18 protein-coding genes are annotated in these 20,243 nt (G+C 38.2%); 4 read left to right on the top strand and 14 right to left on the bottom strand.

Annotated elements, in window-relative coordinates; all coding sequences use genetic code 11:
* Positions 1–15: 15 nt before the first annotated feature.
* From DHD80_RS15095 to DHD80_RS15035, 13 genes are all read right to left on the bottom strand, one after another.
* Positions 16–447: a hypothetical protein gene (locus tag DHD80_RS15095; protein ID WP_251742295.1), complete on the bottom strand. Its 432-nt coding sequence runs from the start codon at positions 445–447 to the stop codon at positions 16–18.
* 487 nt (positions 448–934) lie between these two features.
* A complete protein-coding gene (locus DHD80_RS15090) occupies positions 935–1,552 on the bottom strand; it encodes a response regulator transcription factor (protein WP_251742294.1) in 618 nt (205 codons plus the stop codon).
* Positions 1,549–3,318, bottom strand: a complete 1,770-nt coding sequence (locus tag DHD80_RS15085) for a sensor histidine kinase (RefSeq protein ID WP_251742293.1) — start codon at positions 3,316–3,318, stop codon at positions 1,549–1,551. Before DHD80_RS15085 ends, DHD80_RS15090 begins: the two co-directional genes overlap by 4 nt.
* Positions 3,319–3,320: 2 nt before the next feature.
* Positions 3,321–3,716, bottom strand: coding sequence for a hypothetical protein (locus DHD80_RS15080; protein WP_251742292.1), 396 nt, complete (start codon positions 3,714–3,716; stop codon positions 3,321–3,323).
* Positions 3,717–3,990: 274 nt separating this feature from the next.
* The gene (locus tag DHD80_RS15075) at positions 3,991–4,689 is read right to left on the bottom strand and encodes a hypothetical protein (protein ID WP_251742291.1); all 699 of its coding nucleotides are present in this window, start codon (positions 4,687–4,689) and stop codon (positions 3,991–3,993) included.
* Between the two features lie 21 nt (positions 4,690–4,710).
* Entirely contained in the window at positions 4,711–5,382 is a 672-nt protein-coding gene (locus DHD80_RS15070; protein ID WP_251742290.1) for a hypothetical protein, read from the bottom strand.
* A gap of 421 nt (positions 5,383–5,803) precedes the next feature.
* Positions 5,804–7,342 carry a hypothetical protein gene (locus DHD80_RS15065; protein ID WP_251742289.1) on the bottom strand — a complete coding sequence of 513 codons (1,539 nt, stop codon included), beginning with the start codon at positions 7,340–7,342 and terminating at the stop codon, positions 5,804–5,806.
* A gap of 351 nt (positions 7,343–7,693) precedes the next feature.
* A complete protein-coding gene (locus DHD80_RS15060) occupies positions 7,694–8,086 on the bottom strand; it encodes a group III truncated hemoglobin (protein ID WP_251742288.1) in 393 nt (130 codons plus the stop codon).
* A complete protein-coding gene (locus tag DHD80_RS15055; RefSeq protein ID WP_251742287.1) occupies positions 8,083–8,364 on the bottom strand; it encodes a hypothetical protein in 282 nt (93 codons plus the stop codon). Before DHD80_RS15055 ends, DHD80_RS15060 begins: the two co-directional genes overlap by 4 nt.
* Positions 8,365–9,001: 637 nt before the next feature.
* Positions 9,002–10,279, bottom strand: coding sequence for an acetyl-CoA hydrolase/transferase C-terminal domain-containing protein (locus DHD80_RS15050; RefSeq protein WP_251742286.1), 1,278 nt, complete (start codon positions 10,277–10,279; stop codon positions 9,002–9,004).
* A 66-nt stretch (positions 10,280–10,345) separates the two neighbouring features.
* Positions 10,346–10,912: a YceI family protein gene (locus DHD80_RS15045; RefSeq protein ID WP_251742285.1), complete on the bottom strand. Its 567-nt coding sequence runs from the start codon at positions 10,910–10,912 to the stop codon at positions 10,346–10,348.
* A gap of 76 nt (positions 10,913–10,988) precedes the next feature.
* Positions 10,989–12,260: a hypothetical protein gene (locus tag DHD80_RS15040; protein WP_251742284.1), complete on the bottom strand. Its 1,272-nt coding sequence runs from the start codon at positions 12,258–12,260 to the stop codon at positions 10,989–10,991.
* 24 nt (positions 12,261–12,284) lie between these two features.
* On the bottom strand, positions 12,285–12,875 hold the full coding sequence (locus DHD80_RS15035) for a YceI family protein (RefSeq protein ID WP_251742283.1): 591 nt from the start codon (positions 12,873–12,875) through the stop codon (positions 12,285–12,287).
* Between the two features lie 544 nt (positions 12,876–13,419).
* Here DHD80_RS15035 and DHD80_RS15030 point away from each other — a divergent pair.
* Positions 13,420–14,511 carry an acyl-CoA dehydrogenase family protein gene (locus DHD80_RS15030; RefSeq protein WP_251742282.1) on the top strand — a complete coding sequence of 364 codons (1,092 nt, stop codon included), beginning with the start codon at positions 13,420–13,422 and terminating at the stop codon, positions 14,509–14,511.
* On the top strand, positions 14,501–15,853 hold the full coding sequence (locus DHD80_RS15025; protein WP_251742281.1) for a bifunctional PIG-L family deacetylase/class I SAM-dependent methyltransferase: 1,353 nt from the start codon (positions 14,501–14,503) through the stop codon (positions 15,851–15,853). Before DHD80_RS15030 ends, DHD80_RS15025 begins: the two co-directional genes overlap by 11 nt.
* Here DHD80_RS15025 and DHD80_RS15020 read toward each other — a convergent pair.
* Positions 15,832–17,007 (bottom strand): glycosyltransferase, encoded by a 1,176-nt coding sequence (locus DHD80_RS15020; RefSeq protein ID WP_251742280.1) that lies wholly within the window; start codon positions 17,005–17,007, stop codon positions 15,832–15,834. The two genes, DHD80_RS15025 and DHD80_RS15020, sit on opposite strands and share 22 nt — an antisense overlap.
* A 224-nt stretch (positions 17,008–17,231) precedes the next feature.
* On the opposite strand from DHD80_RS15020, the gene DHD80_RS15015 reads away from it, so the two are divergent.
* Positions 17,232–19,361, top strand: a complete 2,130-nt coding sequence (locus tag DHD80_RS15015; RefSeq protein ID WP_251742279.1) for a catalase — start codon at positions 17,232–17,234, stop codon at positions 19,359–19,361.
* A 253-nt stretch (positions 19,362–19,614) separates the two neighbouring features.
* Positions 19,615–20,208 carry a HupE/UreJ family protein gene (locus DHD80_RS15010; RefSeq protein ID WP_251742278.1) on the top strand — a complete coding sequence of 198 codons (594 nt, stop codon included), beginning with the start codon at positions 19,615–19,617 and terminating at the stop codon, positions 20,206–20,208.
* Positions 20,209–20,243: the final 35 nt, after the last annotated feature.

Below are 20,243 nucleotides of genomic sequence, written 5' to 3'. Positions count from 1 at the left end.
AGGTATCTTTATATTCTAACCATAGGCTTTAAACTCGTCTATCATTTCATTAAAAGATTCTTGAAATATAAAATGAAATTTTCCCTCTTCATCTTGCCTATATGCGAGTTTTGGTTCGGTTTCCTTTTTGAATTGGCCAAACCGTTTATCAAAATCGATGGATTTTGAATAATGTTCCGGTAAATATCCTAGAATATTGAGAACTCGATGCAGGCGTTCTCTCCTCAAATTATCTCTTTGATAGAGTCTTCGGGTTCCTCTAAAACCTGTTCTTGCCGCTGTAGCTGAATTTATAACCCCTTTTCCAAAATCGCTCAATTCATTTTGTCCCATCGGTATAATACGGCTACCAAGTTTTATGATGCGTTTTGTCCCATCATTTAAAATTTCAATCAACGCCCACCCAATAGAGTTCGTTCCCAAATCCAATCCTAAAATTCTTTTCATTTTTTATGTTTAATCTAAATGTATTGGTTCTAAAAAATAGTCCTTTACGGAAAACCGTATTTGTTCAATACTATATTTATTGTATATTTCCCTTCTGAAAGCAATTCACAATAAGGATTATTCCGTTGTGAAAACATTTAAAGCGGCCTTAACAGGTCGCTTTCATCTTTTTAAATCGCCATGTATTTCATCGCTTAGGCTTTGTATGAAAATCTATTTTGTAGGGAAGTAGAAGATTTCTATACGTATTTAGCTAATATTATGCGGAATCACAAGTTTAGTTAGGATTTTTCGATTAAAAGCGTATAAAAAGCGCTTCATGTTGTAAATAATTGAGTATTTCCAGATCCCTAATCCTATTTTGGAACTAACGAGGAGAATATCAAAAATGTACTCTTATTTGAGTCCGTTTGAAGTTAGTTAAAGCTGTCTAATTTATTGGCACGCAACAGGAGCTATTACAATGTGGCTTAAAAAAATCCTTCTGCTAAAAATCATACTTTTTGTCCAGGGCATACCGCAGTAATTCCCCTGCGCCATGTAGGTCCAGTTTCCTGATCATGTTTTTCCTATGGGTTTCCACCGTCGTTTTTCCAATAAAAAGCTTAGTGGCTATCTCTTGATTGGTCTTTCCCTTACCAATCAATTTTAAGATTTCCTGCTGCCGTTTGGTAAGTACAGCCTTCGTTTTGGAAATTTCTCCTGATGATTCCAAGCTGATATTGGGATCGTAATAGGTTTCCCCAAGATGCACCTGCCGTATGGCAAATAATAATTCTTTAAGACTGGAATTTTTTAATATATAGCCTTTTGCCCCCGCCTTAAGCATTTGTGAAACCGCATCATCCTGATCGAACATGGTAAAAGCAATAATCTTTATTTCCGGAAATAATTTTAAGATTTCCCTGGTAGCATCTATTCCATCCATTACCGGCATTCGAATATCGGTAATGATCAAATTGGGACGTTTTCTTTTAGTTAGTTCCAGGAGCTCCTGTCCGTTTTGAGCAAAACCTAAAAATTCAATATCCTCCTCATATTCAAGAAAAATTTTAATTCCGTCGATCAACGCTCTGTGATCTTCGGCAATGATCAGTCGTATCATGATACTGGAATATTAATGATTACGGTGGTACCTTTTTCAGGAACCGATTCCACATCAACGGTTCCCTCTAAATATTCTACCCTCTTCTGAATTGAATAAATTCCCATCCCTTCTTTATAGTCCACTTCAGAAACATTAAAACCCCTCCCGTCATCTTCTACCATAATATTGATCATTTCACCATGATGGGTAAGATGAATGACCGCTTCCTGCGCCCCGGAATGTTTGATCACATTGGTAATTAATTCCTGAATGATCCTGAAAATGGTGATTTCTAAAGAGTTTTCCAGGCGTTTGTCCATCCCGTGATCTTCTACTTCTATCACGAGTTTATTTGAGGCGGAGACTTTACTGGCAAAATTCTTTACTGCCGGCAGCAATCCTTCCTGCGCTTTGACCCCGGCATTTTTGGCGTGGGCAATTTTTCGTACTTGCTGGTAGGCTTCATCAATCAAATCATCGGTTTGTTGCAGCAAGGTATCCTCTTCAGCTTTTAAGCGATCTTTTCTCACTTTTAAATTCTGAAAATGCAGTTTTATGGTGGCCAGCAAACTTCCCAGGTGATCGTGAAGATCATTGGCCATACGCTGCCGCTCTTTTTCCTGCCCTTCGATCATCGCATCGATCCCGGCAAGTTCTTGTTCTTTTAAGGTGCTTTCTAGTTTTTCCTTCTGAATTTCATGCTCTTTATCGGTAATTTTCTTTTTATTCCTGATATTTCGATAGGCGAGGTATGCTAACAATAATAACAGAAATAGTCCGGCCAACGCTATCCAAAGCAAGGTTTGGTGTTGTTTGAGTCTAAGGTTTTCATTCTCCTTTTTCTCCACCTCATATTTGGTTTGAATATCCAGCATGGCCGTGTGCTGCTCCTCGTTCATGAGGCTGTCCCGGTACACGTTCTGAAGTTTGAGATATTTTAATGCGTTTTCGAGATCCTTATCAAGTTCGTAGGCTTCTGCAAGCCAACCATAGCGCAGCCGGTAATTTTCTTTGGAATATTCCCGTGCCGAGAGGGAATCTGCTTTAAGGTAATTTTCGATGGAAGCCTTATAATCTCCCTGTTTTTTATATACCGAAGCCCTGTTGTTATAGATATAGGACATAAAATCTGTAAGGCCTCGCCTGTCATATTCCTCAAATGCCCATTTATAGTGATATAAAGCGGAATCATATTTCGCCAGTTTTTCCGCATAGACTACTCCCAGGTTATGGTGGATTTTAGCGGTTAAAAGGGAATCTGAAGTTTTTTCATTTTCTGCGAGTGCTTTCTGAAAAAAGTTTCGGGATTGGATCGAATCGGTTTCAATAAAGACTTTTGCCAGCTGCATATAGGCAATGGACAAAAGTCTGGGACTACCCTGTTCTTCCGCATAATCGAGGTATTCATCCATAAACGGGCTTATATCCAATTCCAAATAATTAGTAGCATTAATCGTCTCGACAATCTGCAAATTGATTTGAGCCACCCGGCCAAGGCTATCAAGTTCCCGAAAGATTTTACGCGCCTTGAGCCAGTGATCGAAACTTTTATGAGATTGGTTATCGAGGCTTTCGGCGGTACCCAGTAAGTAATAATATTCCGCTTTTTGGGCAGGATTTAAATTGATGGAATCCACTTTTTCCAGTCGGGCAAATGCCTTTGTGGTTTCCCTGATTTTGAGAAGAGAATCGATCTCTCCAAACGCCGGATTTTGACCATACGAAAAGGCAGCAAGTAATAAACTTGCTATAGGCAGCATGATATGTTGTAAAGTAATTTTCAATTTTAAGTACCAACAAGGATTCCGCCTCCCGTAGTTTCCGGAAGAAATCCCGATCCATCTTCATTTTGATCCCGGACAAAACATATCCTTAATTTTTTCACTACAGGAATATCCCTGGACTCCACGTTCTCATTTATAGTCTCCGAACGTTCGCTATTGGATAACTTGATTAAATCCTCATTGGTGTCGTTAGCTGTACCACCTTTAAAATATAATTTAAGCTCCTCCCCATCGATATCCCATTGATTCCTATACCTGAATTCGGAAGGAAAATGAAAATCCAATTTTATATTTTTATAGATATCTTTTCCATCTTTAGTAGTAATCTGGAAGCTATTTTTCTTTTGATCGATCCCAAACTCGGTACGTTTATATTCTTTTAAATTTGAATTTCCCATAATTATTTGATTGGTTATGATTAAATCTACAAAAATATATCTATTTGTTAGTCAAGTTCTTCCTTGGATAAATCCAGCTTTTTTAAAAATTAAGCAATAAGGGATTTTAAAAAAAACCGGTAAGAATAATTTTTAAGGTTTTATTTCCCAGCATCTTCAATTCTTCAGAAGATTTGTGCCGAAGAATAACTTGGGATCTTTGAGGAAAATTTTAATTAAAGCCCCTCCTTTCAATTATGAAGGGGCTAAATTGGCAAAATTCAAACCCTACTTCTTATTTTACCCTATCCTGGAATTCTGAAATGGCATCATTGTAACTTCTAAGTACCCGATCCCATTCTTTATATAAATGATCGTCTTTTACGCTGGTCATGGAACCCCCAGATTCTTCACTTACCAGTTTTACTTTGAAAACCAAAGGATCATTAGAAGATTCTTTAATGATCATTCTAGTCCGTATAGTATTCTGTTCAAATGTTTGCAGAGACCATGCGGTCCTTAAATAGCCTGTTTCCTTGTCGGTCATTTCTATAACATCAATATAATTCAGGACAATCTGGTTGATAAGCTTCCAGGATTTATCTTTATTCATTTGATCTACCTGAATTTCGATATCCACATTGGCGATATCAGTTTGAACAGAAGCATCAAAGGCATCATCGGCCCGCATTTCAAAATAATGTGTTTTTGGAGGGCTGGCCATTCCCTTTTGATTACAAAATTCAATTTGCTCTGTTAAGTAGCCTACTTTTTTAGCAGTAACCATGACACAATCATCTTTAGCCACTAAAACTTCTGCTGATCCTTTCCCGACCATTTTTCCATTAACAATTATTTCTGCATCGGCCTGGGAGGTACTTACCTGTATTTTTTTCTTTCCGTAGTCGTCTAACAAAACCTTATTGCTTGCCTGAACTGAGCATAGGCTAAATACTAAAAATAAATACGTTACATGTAAAATTTGATTTTTCATTACTTATAAAATTTAGATTAATTAAAATGCGAAACCGAGGCCTATGTTGAAAATAAGTCCATTATGAATAATATCGGTGGTATAGGTATCATAGGTTTGTTGTTCCGTAGTGCCATCTTCAAACCTTACCTCAACCGGAATTTCCGTTGGAAAAGCTGTGAATGCATACCCCACTTCCGGCCTAAAATAAAACAGGCCACCCATTTTTATCCCAATTTTAAGGTTGAAAGAGCTATTGGTGAAATCTACGATCCCATCACCGTATTTCCCTTCTTCTGTTTGAGACTCAAAAAAATCGAAGATAGTCCCATCAAATTTTAACCGGTTGTAACTTACCCCGGCGTATAGGCCATCGCCCGGTTTAAAAATGTAATAATTTAAGCCCCCTTCCAGAAAACTGACGCTCATATCAACATCATCTGTATCTTCAACACCCAAAGCTTTTATAATGTTGGAAGATTTAAACCTGGAATAATCGGCGCTTACGGCAATCTTATTATTTAATAGTGGCAATACATACTCAAGGTTCCCGCCAATTAAATTGGGAAAACCTAATTTAAACCCGATCCGGATTGGCCTCACATTTACCTCATGATCTGAAGTAACTGTTTGCTCTGAAACATTCTGGGAAAACCCCTGATTTGTAATACCCATAATGAGCATAGCCAGCGTAAATTTTAAAATAGTTTTCATAATTGAAATAGTTTAGAGGTAAGCCCGACCGATTTTCCAATCTTTAGAAGGTCTTCCGAATTAATAGGTTAAAATTACCAGGCAAGTGAACACAAGAAAATACCCACTACTGGGTAAATTAGTATGTTGAAAATCATTTAGGAAATATTCTATAGGCACTAGCGGAGATACTCCTATGGTACTATCTTATACTTATTCCTATCTGGATCCTAAATTTTTCCACTCGATCACCAGCCCTCTAGAGTATTATTGATCTACTGAATACTGAACGAAGATAAAATGCTTGGAAGTTTCACGATTATAAAATAAGATCATTACTAACAGGAACAATGAAAATTATCTGATGGCTTGTGTACGTATTTATATAAAAAGAGCTATCACAAAAAATGATAGCTCTTCCTATGCTTTTAGAAAAAACCTATCAGTTTTTTGAAGGTAAACCGGAACTAGTAACCAATGAAATTTCCCCAGATTGGATAAGCATTCCACGAGCTCCAGCTTCAAAAATTGCGATAGTCGCTAAACCGTCTGGAGTTAAAGCTTGATGATAAGTTGTTTGAACCCCGAAATTATCAATTACCACCTTACAATTTGTTACGGGTCCATCTTCGGGTCCATAGTAATGTATTTGCACAGTATAGGTACCAAAGGGAGCTTCATTGGTTGGCCAAAAAACATTCTCAGGCCCATATCCCTCTACATTGTCCACATCTAATTCGCCACCCGACGAAGAAAAAGGGCTATCATACCAGATCTTTTCAGAAAATGGATCTGTTACCCATAAATCAATATCGGTTTCCGTATCCCAACTCAGGGTAATTTTTATATCACCGTAACCAGAATTCAACATGCTTCTATAACTTTGCAAAATTCTTTCTCTTTCTGCGTTATAATAATCATACGTTTCCCCAATTCCTTGCACTCCTGCAATAATGGTATTAATACAGCCATTTAGAGCGCCATAAAATTCCAAAGCATGAGTGGGCATTCCATGAACAGGTAAGGTTAAACAATCTATTGCATCCATTTCCAAACCTACGAATGCCTGCATCTTATTGGCCACTTCATTACTAAGGCCTGGATCTATTAATTTCATAGCATCATAAGTCGCTGAGCTACAACTTATCATCACCAATGCTAGTCCAATTCCCGTTGGAGCTGTAGCAATACTTGCTGCACAGGCAGCAAGGCTAATAGATGCACTAATACTATTGGCCAACATATTGGAAATGCTTGATTGACTACGACTTTGGTTTCTTGATTGTTCCAATAACTCCAATGCCTCCTGATTTAAAGTTACGGCATATTCAAATTCAGCATTTTCTATATCATCATCTACGTAATAAGCAATGTTCACTGTTTTATTCTGAAAATCATAGTTATCGTAAATAACCTTTAACTTTTCACTATAAAATTGCTTCGGCAGACCAAGTTCATTTAATTCTAAGTGACTGCTAGTACCATTCTTAAACTGGAAACTTATATTATCAACTTTTCCCTCTACAACATGTGGAGTAATGACTGTTTGGGCTGAATCTACCATTATGATAGGATATTCTCCATTTTCAGGAAAAATATAACCCAGATTTGCAGGAAAATAGTTGTTATAATTTAACACCTCGACCCTACCTAAAGGATATTCCTGTTCTTTATAGTTCAGGACCGCATCTGTAGAACCAACCGCAATATCCCTTGGAATGACTATTTCAATACCGTCTGATAAAATTTCAGAGACAATTACTTTAGTAGCCCCAAAATATAATTTATAATCACCAACCACCCCGGGAGGATTATTTACCGGAATTTCAAAGATTTCATAGGGAATAACCTTTAGGTTTTCTATTGAACCAATTTCTAAAATTTCAGTTTGTCCATTAGATTCAGAATCATCAGGTGTTTCACAACTTTGCACAGCTAAGACCATTACTACTACACAGAAAGATAAATAAAGATTTTTCATGATTTAAAGTATTTAAACTATTGATAATCATAAATCTAACTAACATCCTTTCTCTATAAAATACCCATTCCTAGGTATTTTTCATTATGTTACACTTGGAAAGGGTAAATCTGTTTTTTGAACTCTAATAAAAGAATTGAAAGATCAGGTTTAAAAATGTAGTATTGGTAAAATTGAGACTGCTTTGAACAGTTTGAATATCGAAGCATAATGCTGCTCAATAAATTTCAGAAAGGGTGTGGCCAGTTCCGGCATTCTAGGAAGTTTTTAATACGTTTTTTTCAATACAAATCTTTCCCAAATTTATCTAACATAAATCGGTGCAATAACTGAAGTAATGAGATATCTTTTTTACACCCGCTTTCTACTTTGGTAGATCTTAAGAAAAAGGTGGGTAGACATTTTACGGGCATTTGTTTTTAGGCGCTGGGCCATTTCTCCTTCATAAAGCTCATCAATGCTCTGGAACCAAAGATTTAACCAAATCCCAAAATGATACTCGGTAATTGAATGATCATTTTCCGCATCAACCCTGGCATGAGCCACAGCGGGATTACCGGAAAAATTACCGGAAAAAAAAAGATTGCTTTCCCAAAAGTCGGTAATTTTAAGAAGATGTTTATCCCAATTATTGATTCCATTGAAAAAGTGGCCTATCTCTTCATTCTTCCTTACCTTTTTATAGAAGCTGGTCACCAGGAGGCTAATATCTTCGCGATTTTTTAAATCTTTTCTTTTATTCATAAAATATTAATGAGAATAAAAATACTGCTCACCAAAAGACTTAAAATTAATGAATTGAACACAATTTTGGGTTTTAATTGTCCAATTACGGAAGCATTATACCACATACAAACGACAACTATCACACCTAGCTGGATCATATTCACCACTGCATGGCCATTCATAAGGATTAACATTGCAGCGATTGATCCCAAACAGCTGGAAACCAGAATTCCTGTAGTGGTGCCGGCAAAATAATCCCTGGTAAATTCCGAAAGTTGTTTTTGATAAAAAGTCATGATTTCCTGTTTTAATTCTACTCTAAAAGTATTCCAGGAGCTTATTTTAAAATATGACGACTATCATGAAACTAAAGGTAAATTATTTAATCCTCGCAGGTTTTATAAAAAGTAAGATCGTCACTGAGGGGGAGGGAACGAACGAAGCAGTCTCACAATCCTAATTCCCATCATAAGATCGCCGCGCTACGTTGCACTTCGCTCGCGATGACGGAATCTAAATGATACTGCCGACGTCTCGGATTCAAATTGCACAAAAATTGTTTATTATGAAGTCTCTTAAAACCATAAAAGCATCTCCTAAAAGTAGAACTGTCACTGCGAGACCCGTAATAAAAAAAATATCTCGCGTAGAAAATTGACGTATTTTTTAGAAGATCTAATGAGATGCTGAACCAAGTTCAGCATGACGGCAATTCTAAAAACCAGCATCGTCACCCTGAACTGGTTTCAGGGTCTCTAATACGTAACCAAATAAAAATACGTCACTGAGAGGAAGGGAAACGAACGAAGCAGTCTCATGATTTACGTTGAAACATGAGATCGCCACGCTACGTTACACTTCGCTCGCGAAAATGTTAGTTTAGAAGATTTGAAAAGATTATAACTTCGGGCTCAACTACTAAAAAAAGTATCTCTACATATTCAATCGTTCATACGCCTCGCGTGAAAGTTGCTCTCTAAAATCGGGATGCGCGATTGAAATTAATGCTTCTGCGCGTTGTTTTAGGTTTTTTCCGAAGAGATCCACCACGCCATATTCGGTGGCTACATAATGAACATGCGCCCTGGTGGTCGTCACTCCCGCGCCTTCTTTTAAATAGGGAACGATCTTGGAAATACCTTTATTAGTCAGGGAAGGCATGGCAATAATCGCTTTTCCCCCCTCTGAAAGCGAAGCACCACGAATAAAATCCATTTGCCCCCCAACCCCTGAAAATTGCAACTTTCCAATCGTATCTGCACAAATTTGACCGGTGAGATCGATCTCAATGGCTGAATTGATTGCAGTTACCTTCGGGTTCTTCCTAATAATTGCCGTATCGTTGGTATAGGCAGCTTCCTTAAAATGTACGATAGGATTATCATCAATAAAATCGTACAATTTTGGTGAACCTACGGCAAAACAGGTGACCAGTTTACCGGTTTTTACCTTTTTTTCTTCCCCGGTGATCACACCTTTTTCAATAAGCGGCAGGATTCCATCAGAAAACATTTCCGTATGAATTCCCAGTCCTTTATGGTTGGCAAGATTATTCAGCACCACGTTGGGAATACCCCCAATCCCCATTTGCAGGGTCGCGCCATCTTCAACCAGATTGGCCACGTGTTTACCAATTTTCTTTTCAACATCTGTAGGTTCTAAAAGTTCATGAGCATGAATGGGCTGCCTGGTTTCTATCGCTGCATCTATATTGCTAATATGGATAATCCCGTCACCATGCGTTCTGGGAACCTTCGGATTTATCTGTGCAATCACGTTCTTAGCATTCTGGATCGCGGGTAAGGTAATATCTACGGAAACTCCCAGCGAACAATAGCCATGCTTATCTGGAGGAGAAACCTGTATAAATGCAAAATCCAAGGGCAATATATTTCTGCGGAATAAGACATGAATTTCACTCAGGAAAATAGGTATATAGGCACCGTGATCTGAATTCACCGCTTTTCTCACATTACCGCCTACAAAGCAACTGTTTATTTTAAAGGATTTGTTATAAGGTTCCCGGGTATATAGAGCATTTCCCTCCGTATGAATCTGTATTAATTCCACATTTTCCAGCTCTGCATAGCGTTCACACAAAGCATCGATAAGAACATTTGGAGTCATTGCTGCCCCCTGTAAAAATACCCTTTGTCCAGATTTAACCTGGCTCACTGCTTCCTGAGGAGAAACCGTTTTGAATTCTTTCATAGAATTTTTTTGCTATTTAAATTAAGGTAAATATGTCGAATGTAAAATTCTGGATGATTGGTTTTTTTATAAGCCACTCACAATGAGGTTAAATGCTATCTCGATTTCTTCATCTACCTGTATCAATCCCAAAGCTTTTTTTGGAGGTTCGAGTCCAAAATCCCGAATATTGAGTTTCAATTTCCCCTCGTATCTATTCCTTTCTGTTTTCACGGGTAACTCATAAAAATTGTTTTGTCCGGCGAGATGTACCTTGATGAATGCCCTGGCATATTGTTCAGAAATTATCTGAATTTTATCGATACTAATGTGTATTTCGGGGTAGGTATCGAACATGAGAAGATCCTGAAAATCTTCATTCATCCTCTTATTTCTGCAATCAAAGCCGGAAGTATCTAATCGCAAAACGAGATCTTTCACCCAAATACAGCTATCCTCCATGGTGAAATTCACCTTTCTGGCTTCGCTGATAAGATCTATATCAAAGCGGCAATGGAAGTTGTTCACGTTCGTGCTTCCGTTAATGATCAATTCACTGCCGGGCAAAATAGCTAATTCGGTTTTTTCAAAATCTTTCTGGGCTATTAAAAAGCTGCAGAAAAGCAAACTCAATACTGGCAGAAGATTTTTCATAATTCGAGAATTTGATTCAGATTAAAAAAATTGAACCTGCAGAAGATTCCCACAGGTCCAATTCTTATGTTGATTTTTAGAAGGCAATGGCAGCTTCTAGCATTAATCCATTGAATTTCCCAGCGTTATGGATATCGCTCAAAGGATAATCGTTGTATTCCTGGTTGACATATTCAGCTTTCATTAGGATATTTTTGGTCATAAACCATCCCGCACCCAGCTGGAAGCGATTCACGCTCACATCGTCACCGCTGCTAAGAGTTCCATCGGCAACGTTATAACGCCCGCCCAGGTAGAAGTCTTCTTCAGTTCCAAATCTGTAAATTAGTTCTCCGGAATACTGGTTCCAGGTTCTGGAATCGGCTTCAGAAGATTTTTTACCTTTTGCCCTTTCATAAATTCCGAAGAATTCCAGTCCGCCATATTTAAAAAACGGGTTGATCATAAAAGAGGCCATTTCATTCTTAAGATCGGGGTTGATCCTACCGGCCCTAAAACCATCCCCGACGCCATCAACATCGGTAAATACTTTGTAATACCTGGATCCTGCACGGTCACCACTATATAAATAAGCGCTAGAGGTTTGATTGGTGCTATATAGAGATCCTGTTAACCTGAATCTAAAATCCTCGGTGAGGTAGTTATCGTAACCAAATTTTGCCAGAAATGAAGGGCTGGTCGTGCCGGGCCTGGTAACAGCCTGGTTCAACTTCCCGTTGGTAAGCCCCAGCATTCCAATCCATCCGTTATTGAAATAATACACTTCCCCACCAACTTCAGTGGTGAAACTGTCCATTAAATAATTCCCGATGAATGGGTTATGAAGAGACATGGCGTTATCGGTTCTTCGGAAATGGGCATCCCCATAATTGTTTTCCATATGGCCAATTTTCACTCGTAAGTGGTCCATAATATCTTCAGCAAAACCCGGGCTTATAAAGTCCAGTTTATCTATCTGGATATACCCGCCTTTCACATAAGTTTCGGTATGGTTTTGCGAAGAAAGATAGGTTCTAAGGTGCATGCGTATACCGCTATAAAGAACCACATCAAGGTCCAGGTTTGCTGTAGCGAGGTTAAAATTGTCCCCGATCTCCTGCAATACAGGAGTTTCCGCAGCGCCCGAATTCTCATGGTCCAATGCCTGGAATTGAAGGGTGGACGCACCGCCAATTCTAACGTGAACTCCGTCGAAGGTGCTTACAGTGTCCTTTTTCGCTTCAAAAACGCTCACTCCGCGTTGATCTGGAAACCTGTAATTATCCAGGTCCCTCTGGGTTTGTGCTGATAATGGAATCGCTGCGAGCGCGATTAACACAATGCTTACATATTTCATAGTAGTTTTCATTTTTATGGAATTTTAAGGTTGAATTTATTTATTAAAATGTGTTTCGAATTTGATGATCACGATTTCCCCGGTAGTAATCGTTCCAAATACCGCGGTAGGAGGTTCTATCTTATAGTGGGTCATATCGAGTTTGTACCGGCCGGTTAAAATTGCGCTATCCTCCCTCATTTTGATTTTGAATTTGAGATTGATAGTTTTCTTTACCCCGGCAACTTCTAGTGTTCCTGAAGATTTTACAGCATAAGTATCTCCGGAAGATGCTTCAATGGAATTTACTTTATCCAGCTTAAAACTGATGTTTTTGTGCTCGCTGGTATTTAAAGCTTTATAGGTGTTTTTGTCCATTCCGCTTTTGCCGCTTTTCAGACTTTCAGCGACTACCGAAAATTGAAGATTTTCTATCTCTTCTAATTTTCCGTCATCAGTTTTTACACTAAGGGTCCCCGAGCATTTTTCAGCTTTAAGTTCCCAATCATGGATATTTGAGGTGCCCTCGATAATTACCTGGGTAGATTTATTATCCAGTTTGTAAGTCTGAGCCTGAAGGTTAAAGTTTAATACAGTGCCTAATAGGAATACTGTGATCAAAAACTTCAGTTTAGCATATGTTTTCATAATAATTGCTTTTAAAATCATTACAAAGTTGCGTCAGGAGTACTTCTTAAATTATGACGAGGGTCATCTTTTTTAACAATTAGAAAATTAAGCGCATAGGATTTTACAATACAATTCAGAACTCACAGAAACTTGATTTTGGTCATTTTTTTAGTGGAAGAAAATTTAAGCCTTGTGATCAAATTTATTGGCGCAGGGATTATAGATGTGAAGTAATTATACTGTTATTTTAACGAAATTACAGGAGTTTTATAATTTCCCATAAAAGCTTGTTGTTGTATATTTAAAAAATTGAAGGAAGAGAATGCGAAACATTTCAATCCCAATTAAAGAGCAAAATTAGTAGTGAAGCGGTTCTTCTTCGGTTTCTTCATTAGATACGCTACGCAAGCCTTAACTGGCATAAATTGTTGTGATAAGGTTGTGGGAGAAATACGCATAATAAGGAGTCCTGAGGCTTTTTATATGCCCTGTATGTTATCAGAAAACGGATCAATAAACTTTCCATTAATTTTCATGAGCTATTATAGAATAATTAGAAAATATGAATTTTAATCCTGTTCCTACGCAAACGGCCTACACCAGGTTTATCCCCAAAAAATATACTTCCGGTGATGAAAACTATCCAAAAAAGTTTATGGAAAAACTTCAGTCTACTCCCCTGATGGTTTTAAATGTTCCCATCGAATATGGGGGGGAAGGTTTGGGAATTAATGGGGGCACATCCAAAATTCTACGGGTATTACAAAAACTTGGAGCTTATGATTTATCTGTAGGTAGAATCTACGAAGGACATATAAATGCCCTGTCCCTCATCAATCAATTTGGAACTGAAGCACAAAAAAGAGACTATTTTTCTCAGGCCAAAAACGGCACATTCTTCGGAATATGGAATTCTGAAATTCCCGCAGAGGCACTTCAGATAAATAAAACCAAAGAGGGATATACCTTAAAAGGCGCGAAAATATTTTGTTCCGGAGCTAATCATATTCTTCGGCCTATAGTGACGGCCGATGGCGAAGACGGAAAATTGATGCTTGTCTTGAATTTAGATGAATATGGGCTTACTGAAGATTATGCCTATTGGAAACCAATGGGAATGAGTGCTTCCGTGAGCTGCAGATTCGATTTTTCTGAAATTACTATTACAGAGGATCAAATCCTGGGAAAACCATCAGCATATTTTGCCAATCCTGAATTTGTGGGAGGTGCCATTCGGTTTGCAGCGGTTCAACTTGGCGGTGCACGGGCTGCATTTCAAGCAACCCTGGATCATTTAGTGGAATATAAACGAACTGATGATGTTTTACAGCTTACAAGAATTGGCAAAATAAAAGTACTCATGGAAACTGGAAATCTCTGGTTGAAAAAAGCAGGAAAAGCCTTCGACAAAAGGGAGAAATTTCCTGAAGAATGCATGGATATTGCCAATTCCTTCCGAATCCTTACCCGTGAAATTTGTGAAAAAACACTGGCTCTTTGTGAGATGAGCGTTGGGCTTCAGGGCCTGCTAAAACCCCATCCTTTAGAACGCATCCATCGGGATCTAAGCGTATATCTTAAACAGCCTGCCCCCGATCATACTTTATTAAATATTGGCAAACGACAGATTGAACTCTTCCAGAATGGCAAATAAAAACACCCGGGCAGGCATTCGCAAGGCTCCGTTATTAAACCTGGCCAGACTTGCGGAAGATTTTGGTAATACGCTGGTGCTGGCCCCACATCCCGATGATGAGGCTTTGGGTTGCGGCGGTTTTATAGCCTTGATGACGGCAAAAAAAGTACGGGTAAAGGTTATTTTTATGACCAGTGGAACTGCTTCGCATACTTCAAAAACCCATCCGGTAGAAGCTTTGGCTAAACTTCGCGAGAAAGAAGCACTTAGTTCGTGCGAAACTTTAGGAATAAATGTAAATGCAGTGGAATTTTTAAGGCAGCAGGATTCCGGCCTCTCTTCTTTAAATGATGAAGAACTGGAGCAATTAGCCACACATCTTCAATTATATATTGAGAAGAACAAAATCAAAACCCTTTTACTTCCCTGGAGAAAAGACCCACATCCAGATCATATCATCACCAGCAAGATTGGGCAACTGGCAATTTCTAAACTTGAAGCACCTTTAATAATACTTGAATATCCTATCTGGCTCTGGAAAAATGGAGATCCTGAAGATTATCCGGATATGCAAAAAATATCCCCTTTTCGATTGGATATTTCTTCGGTGAAAGAATTAAAATGGAAAGCTATCCATTGCCACCAATCACAACTGGGGAAACTCATCTTTGATGATCCCAATGGCTTTATATTAACTGAAGATTTGCTGAAGCCATTCACCGGTGATTATGAATATTTTTTTACTGAAATTACCGGTGATCGCAAAAGCCTGGGAGAAAATTATTTTGACCGGTTATATGAAAATAATCCCGATCCATGGAATTTTAAGGAGAGCCCTTATGAACATGAAAAATACAAAGTAAGTGTGGAGGCACTCGGGAATGCAAAGTTTAAAAATGCATTGGAGTTAGGTTGTTCTATTGGGGTGCAAACAAAATTATTATCTCAGTTGAGTGAAAAATTACTGGCAATAGATATTAATTCCACCGCTATAGAAATGGCCAAGAAAACCTGTTTAGGAATTGATAATATTAGGTTTAAGGTGGAGGATATTACCAAAACATTTCCTCAGGGCAGTTTTGATCTTATCACCTGTTGCGAAATGGCTTATTATCTCAGTATGGAAGAGCTCCAAAATTTATTCAGGAATATTGAAGAAAATCTAGTGGATGGAGGTAAATTTCTGATGGTCCACTGGACGGGATTTGTGCCAGATTATCCACTAACCGGGGAAATAGTGCATCATGAATTTGAAAGGTTTATTCTGAAAAATGGACTATTTCAGGAAATCGAACAGCAGGAAACTCAAAATTATATCCTTCAGGTCTGGCAAAAGAATTATTTAAATGATGTCACATAATCCTGTAGTTCTTTTAAGGCTTCAGTAATAACTTTTTTTGGAAATCTCTTTCTCCATGCAGCGTCTTTTTCAAGTTGTTTCCTTATATAATGATATAATCCAATACTGGTTGGCCAGGTTTTTCGAAGAATATTAAAGTCTACATCTAATAATCCGGTTAATTCCTGAATTTTCGCCAAATCCTCAGAAGTAAACGTTTCTCCCGACCTTTGTAGAAGCTGCATGATTTTGGACATTTGCAAAATTTCCTCTAAACTTTCTACCTCGAAAGAAATCGAATCAGACTTGTCCCATATTTCCAATTCGGTACCAAAACCCCAGGGCACTTTCGTTTGTTTTCTTGAAGACGTAGTGACAATTAATTGAGAAGTGTGAAATACATGATAACCACTCCATTTTATCGTGTCATAAAAGGCGATATCCTCACAAAAACCTATAGGCTGTAAACCGCCAATTTCTTTATAAACCCTTGCCCGAACCGCCAAATTAGGCCCGGAATTGTCCAAATGTTCCGGGAGGGGATTTTCAGTAGCCATTTGCAACCGCGCTTCGAGTTCCAAACGTGATTTATGGTAATCCTCTTTCAGCAATATGGTTTTATGGGCATTTCCATCTGCCTGGGATTGTATATTTATTTTACCACAAATAAGATCGTAACTGCTGTTCAAAAAAGTATTTAATGTTGAAATATAATAAGGATGCAGGATTGTATCCGCATCGCTCGTTGCGATATATCCTTCTTTGTCGGCAAGCCTCGCATAGGCCATATTCATAAGTATTCTACGAACGGCCCCAACATTATTAATTAATTCATCCTGAGATTGAATGATATGAAAATTGGTATAATTCGCTGAATTTTTAAATTCCTGACAGCGCAAATAGGTTTTATCACTGCATTTATGACAAAAGATAATAACTTCATAGAACGCATCCACAGCCTTATCTTCCGGAAAGCCTTTCTGATTATGGAGTGAAAGTAATAATTGAGATATTACCGCCTCTTCATTATGTGCGGGAATTGTAATTATACATTTTACAGTTTCACGAGGGGGAGGTAAATCCCTTGCAAATTCACGGGCAAAAGCATCCAGGATAGTATTATCTACCTGATCGTAATAGTCTGGAATCCTGGAAGGCGCAGCTGTTGAATCCATATTGATTTGTTGTAAGCTTACATTTTATTTCAGGAAAAAATTATTGAATAAATCTATAGAATTTCCGGCTTGATATAAACTCCAAAAGCGATTTAAAGTAATGTATTCCATTCTAAAGCTTTCCAGAATTTTTTCTTTGAAAAGATAAGAAATGTTTAACAGTACAAGCCTTAAGATGCTTCCTTAATACTCCTAAATTTAAACAACAACTAATTAGAAAAAACATGGCGAAAAAGAAAGATGAAAGCAAAAAAATTCAGGATTTAGAAAAGAATATTTCCACTGCTGAAGGTAAAACAATGACCACTAATCAGGGACTTAAAGTAAATGACACTAATAATTCCTTAAAAGCAGGCGAACGTGGGGCAACGCTTCTGGAAGATTTTATCCTTCGCGAAAAGATCACCCATTTTGATCACGAAAGAATTCCGGAAAGAATTGTGCATGCCCGCGGAAGTGCTGCCCATGGACATTTCGAATTATATGAAAGTCAGGAAAAATATACCAAAGCAGGAATATTTACGGATACCAATCGAAAAACACCAGTTTTTACAAGATTTTCAACAGTTGCAGGCTCCAAAGGCTCTGCAGATACGGCCAGGGACGTTCGCGGATTTGCCGTTAAATTTTATACGGAAGAAGGCATTTTTGATCTGGTAGGGAATAATATGCCCATTTTCTTTATACAGGATGCCATGAAATTCCCGGATTTGATCCATTCGGTTAAACCTGAACCAGATCGTGAAATTCCGCAGGCAGCTTCTGCTCACGATACTTTTTATGATTTTGTATCGCTTAGTCCGGAAACATTGCACAATCACATTTGGGTCATGAGCGACAGGGCGATTCCACGAAGTTTAAGAATGATGGAAGGTTTCGGAATCCATACGTTTAGACTCATCAATAAAGAGGGGAAATCCCATTTTGTAAAGTTCCATTGGAAACCTTTGCTGGGAGTAAAATCCATAACATGGGATGAAGCGGTAAAACTTCACGGCGCTGATAGTGATTTTCACCGTCGGGACCTTTGGGATGCGATTGATGCGGGACAATTCCCCGAATGGGAACTTGGTCTCCAAATCGTTCCCGAAGAAGATGAGCATAAATTTGAATTTGACCTTTTAGATCCTACCAAATTAATTCCGGAAGAAATGGTGCCGGTACAGCGAATTGGTAAAATGACCTTAAATAGGAACCCCGATAACTTCTTTGCTGAAACCGAGCAGGTGGCATTCCATCCGGGACATCTTGTGCCCGGTATCGATTTTTCAAATGATCCCTTATTGCAGGGAAGACTATTTTCTTATACAGATACGCAATTGTCTCGTTTGGGAAGCCCTAATTTTCATGAAATCCCTATCAATAGGCCCATCAATGAAACACATAATAACCAACGTGATGCGCACATGCGTATGACCGTGAATAAAGGTAAAACTGCTTATTTCCCCAATTCACTAGGTGGAGGTTGTCCCCATCTGGCAAAAATGGCTGATGGTGGCTTCACCAGCTACGAAGAACGATTGGATGGAAAAAAAGTACGGGCGCGAAGTGAAAGTTTTAGCGATCATTTTTCTCAACCGGGAATTTTCTACCGCAGTTTGGAAGACTGGGAAAAAGAGCATGTTGCCGAGGCTTATTCATTTGAGTTGGGCAAGGTAAATTACGACCATATCAAAAAAAGGATGTTATGGCTAATCAATGAAATTGATAAAAGTTTGGCCAAGAAAGTTGCTGAAAACCTTGGGATGAAAATTCCTTCTAAAATTGAAAAACCGATAAATCAGGCTATTGGCGCCGATGATCCCGGGGATAAAAACGAACCTAAGAAAAGGAAAGATTACTTAGACAAATCTGAAGCGCTAAGTCAAACCCATATTAAAACCAAAGGCATTGCCACACGCCAAATTGCCTTCCTGGTAAGTGATGGTTTTAATCATGAACAATTCAGTAAAATGAAAACTGCTTTGGAAAAAGAAAATGCCATGGTTAAAGTAGTGGGTTCACACGGCGGGGAAGTTAAATGTTCTAAAAATGAATCCCATAAAGTGGACGCCGCGATTATGACTACGGAAAGTGTAGTGTTTGATGCCTTATATATTCCGGGAGGAAAGAAAAGTATCGATACATTAATGGAAACCGCTAAAGCCAAGAAATTTATCAATGAAAGCCTGAAGCATTGTAAAGCAATTGCGCTGGATGGGGAAGCAAAAGATTTGTTCGAAGCTACCCACGGAAAGGATTTTAAAGATGATGAGGCAGTTTGTATAGATAAGCAACCTTCAAAATTTATAAAGGCAATTGCCATGCATAGAAACTGGAAGCGGGAAAAAGAAGCGAAAAAAATTCCGGCATAATGAACTAAAACTAAGAAGTTGTCTCAGAAAATGATATTCCGCCATTTCGAGCGAAGTCGAGAAATCTTATTTTAATAAAGATCTAAACTTTATAAATAAAAAAGATTCCTATTTCGTTCGGAATGACGGTTTTTTTAATAAAAAAATTCTTAAAACCCATTATCTCCGAGGCAAACCGTAGGGGAATTTTATAAATTATTTGGATACTTTTATCTTCTGGGAAGGAATTGTAATTTCGTTTTAAATTTAAAAAATGTCTCAATTCCAACTTTATTTCGAATTAGGCCTAAAACATGTTTTAGACTGGAACGCATACGACCATGTGATGTTTTTAATTGTTTTGGTAGCAGGTTATAACTTTAATAGCTGGCGAAAAGTATTATTGCTGGTAAGCTTATTTACGCTGGGCCATACGATCGCATTGTTTCTGGCAGCCTACGGGGTAATCAATTTTCAATCTTCTCTGGTAGAATTCTTAATTCCCGTTACCATTTTGATCACAGCGCTTTATAACATTTTTATAGCGAAGAAGAAACCGGCAAAGAGCGGCTTCAATCTTTTATATATCACCACACTTTTCTTTGGAATTATCCACGGACTGGGATTTTCTACATATTTCAAAATGATCGCCGCAGGAGCGCATTCTAAAATCCTTCCATTATTGGAGTTTGCGCTGGGCATAGAACTGGCCCAGGTGATCGTGGTTTTATCTGTCTTAATCCTGGCCTATATTTTTCAGAATTTTTTAAAAGTGAATCGCCGCGATTGGATTTTAATTACTTCCTCCATTGTGATTGGGGTGATTCTTCCCATACTTCAAAAAGCCTATGTAAATCTTTCACTTTAGCGCTTTATTATTCCTCAGAATTCTTCAGAATGCTT

The sequence above is a fragment of the Gramella sp. AN32 genome (assembly GCF_023718305.1).
GTDB classification, from domain to species: domain Bacteria; phylum Bacteroidota; class Bacteroidia; order Flavobacteriales; family Flavobacteriaceae; genus Christiangramia; species Christiangramia antarctica.
This window is presented reverse-complemented; position numbering and strand designations above follow the sequence as displayed.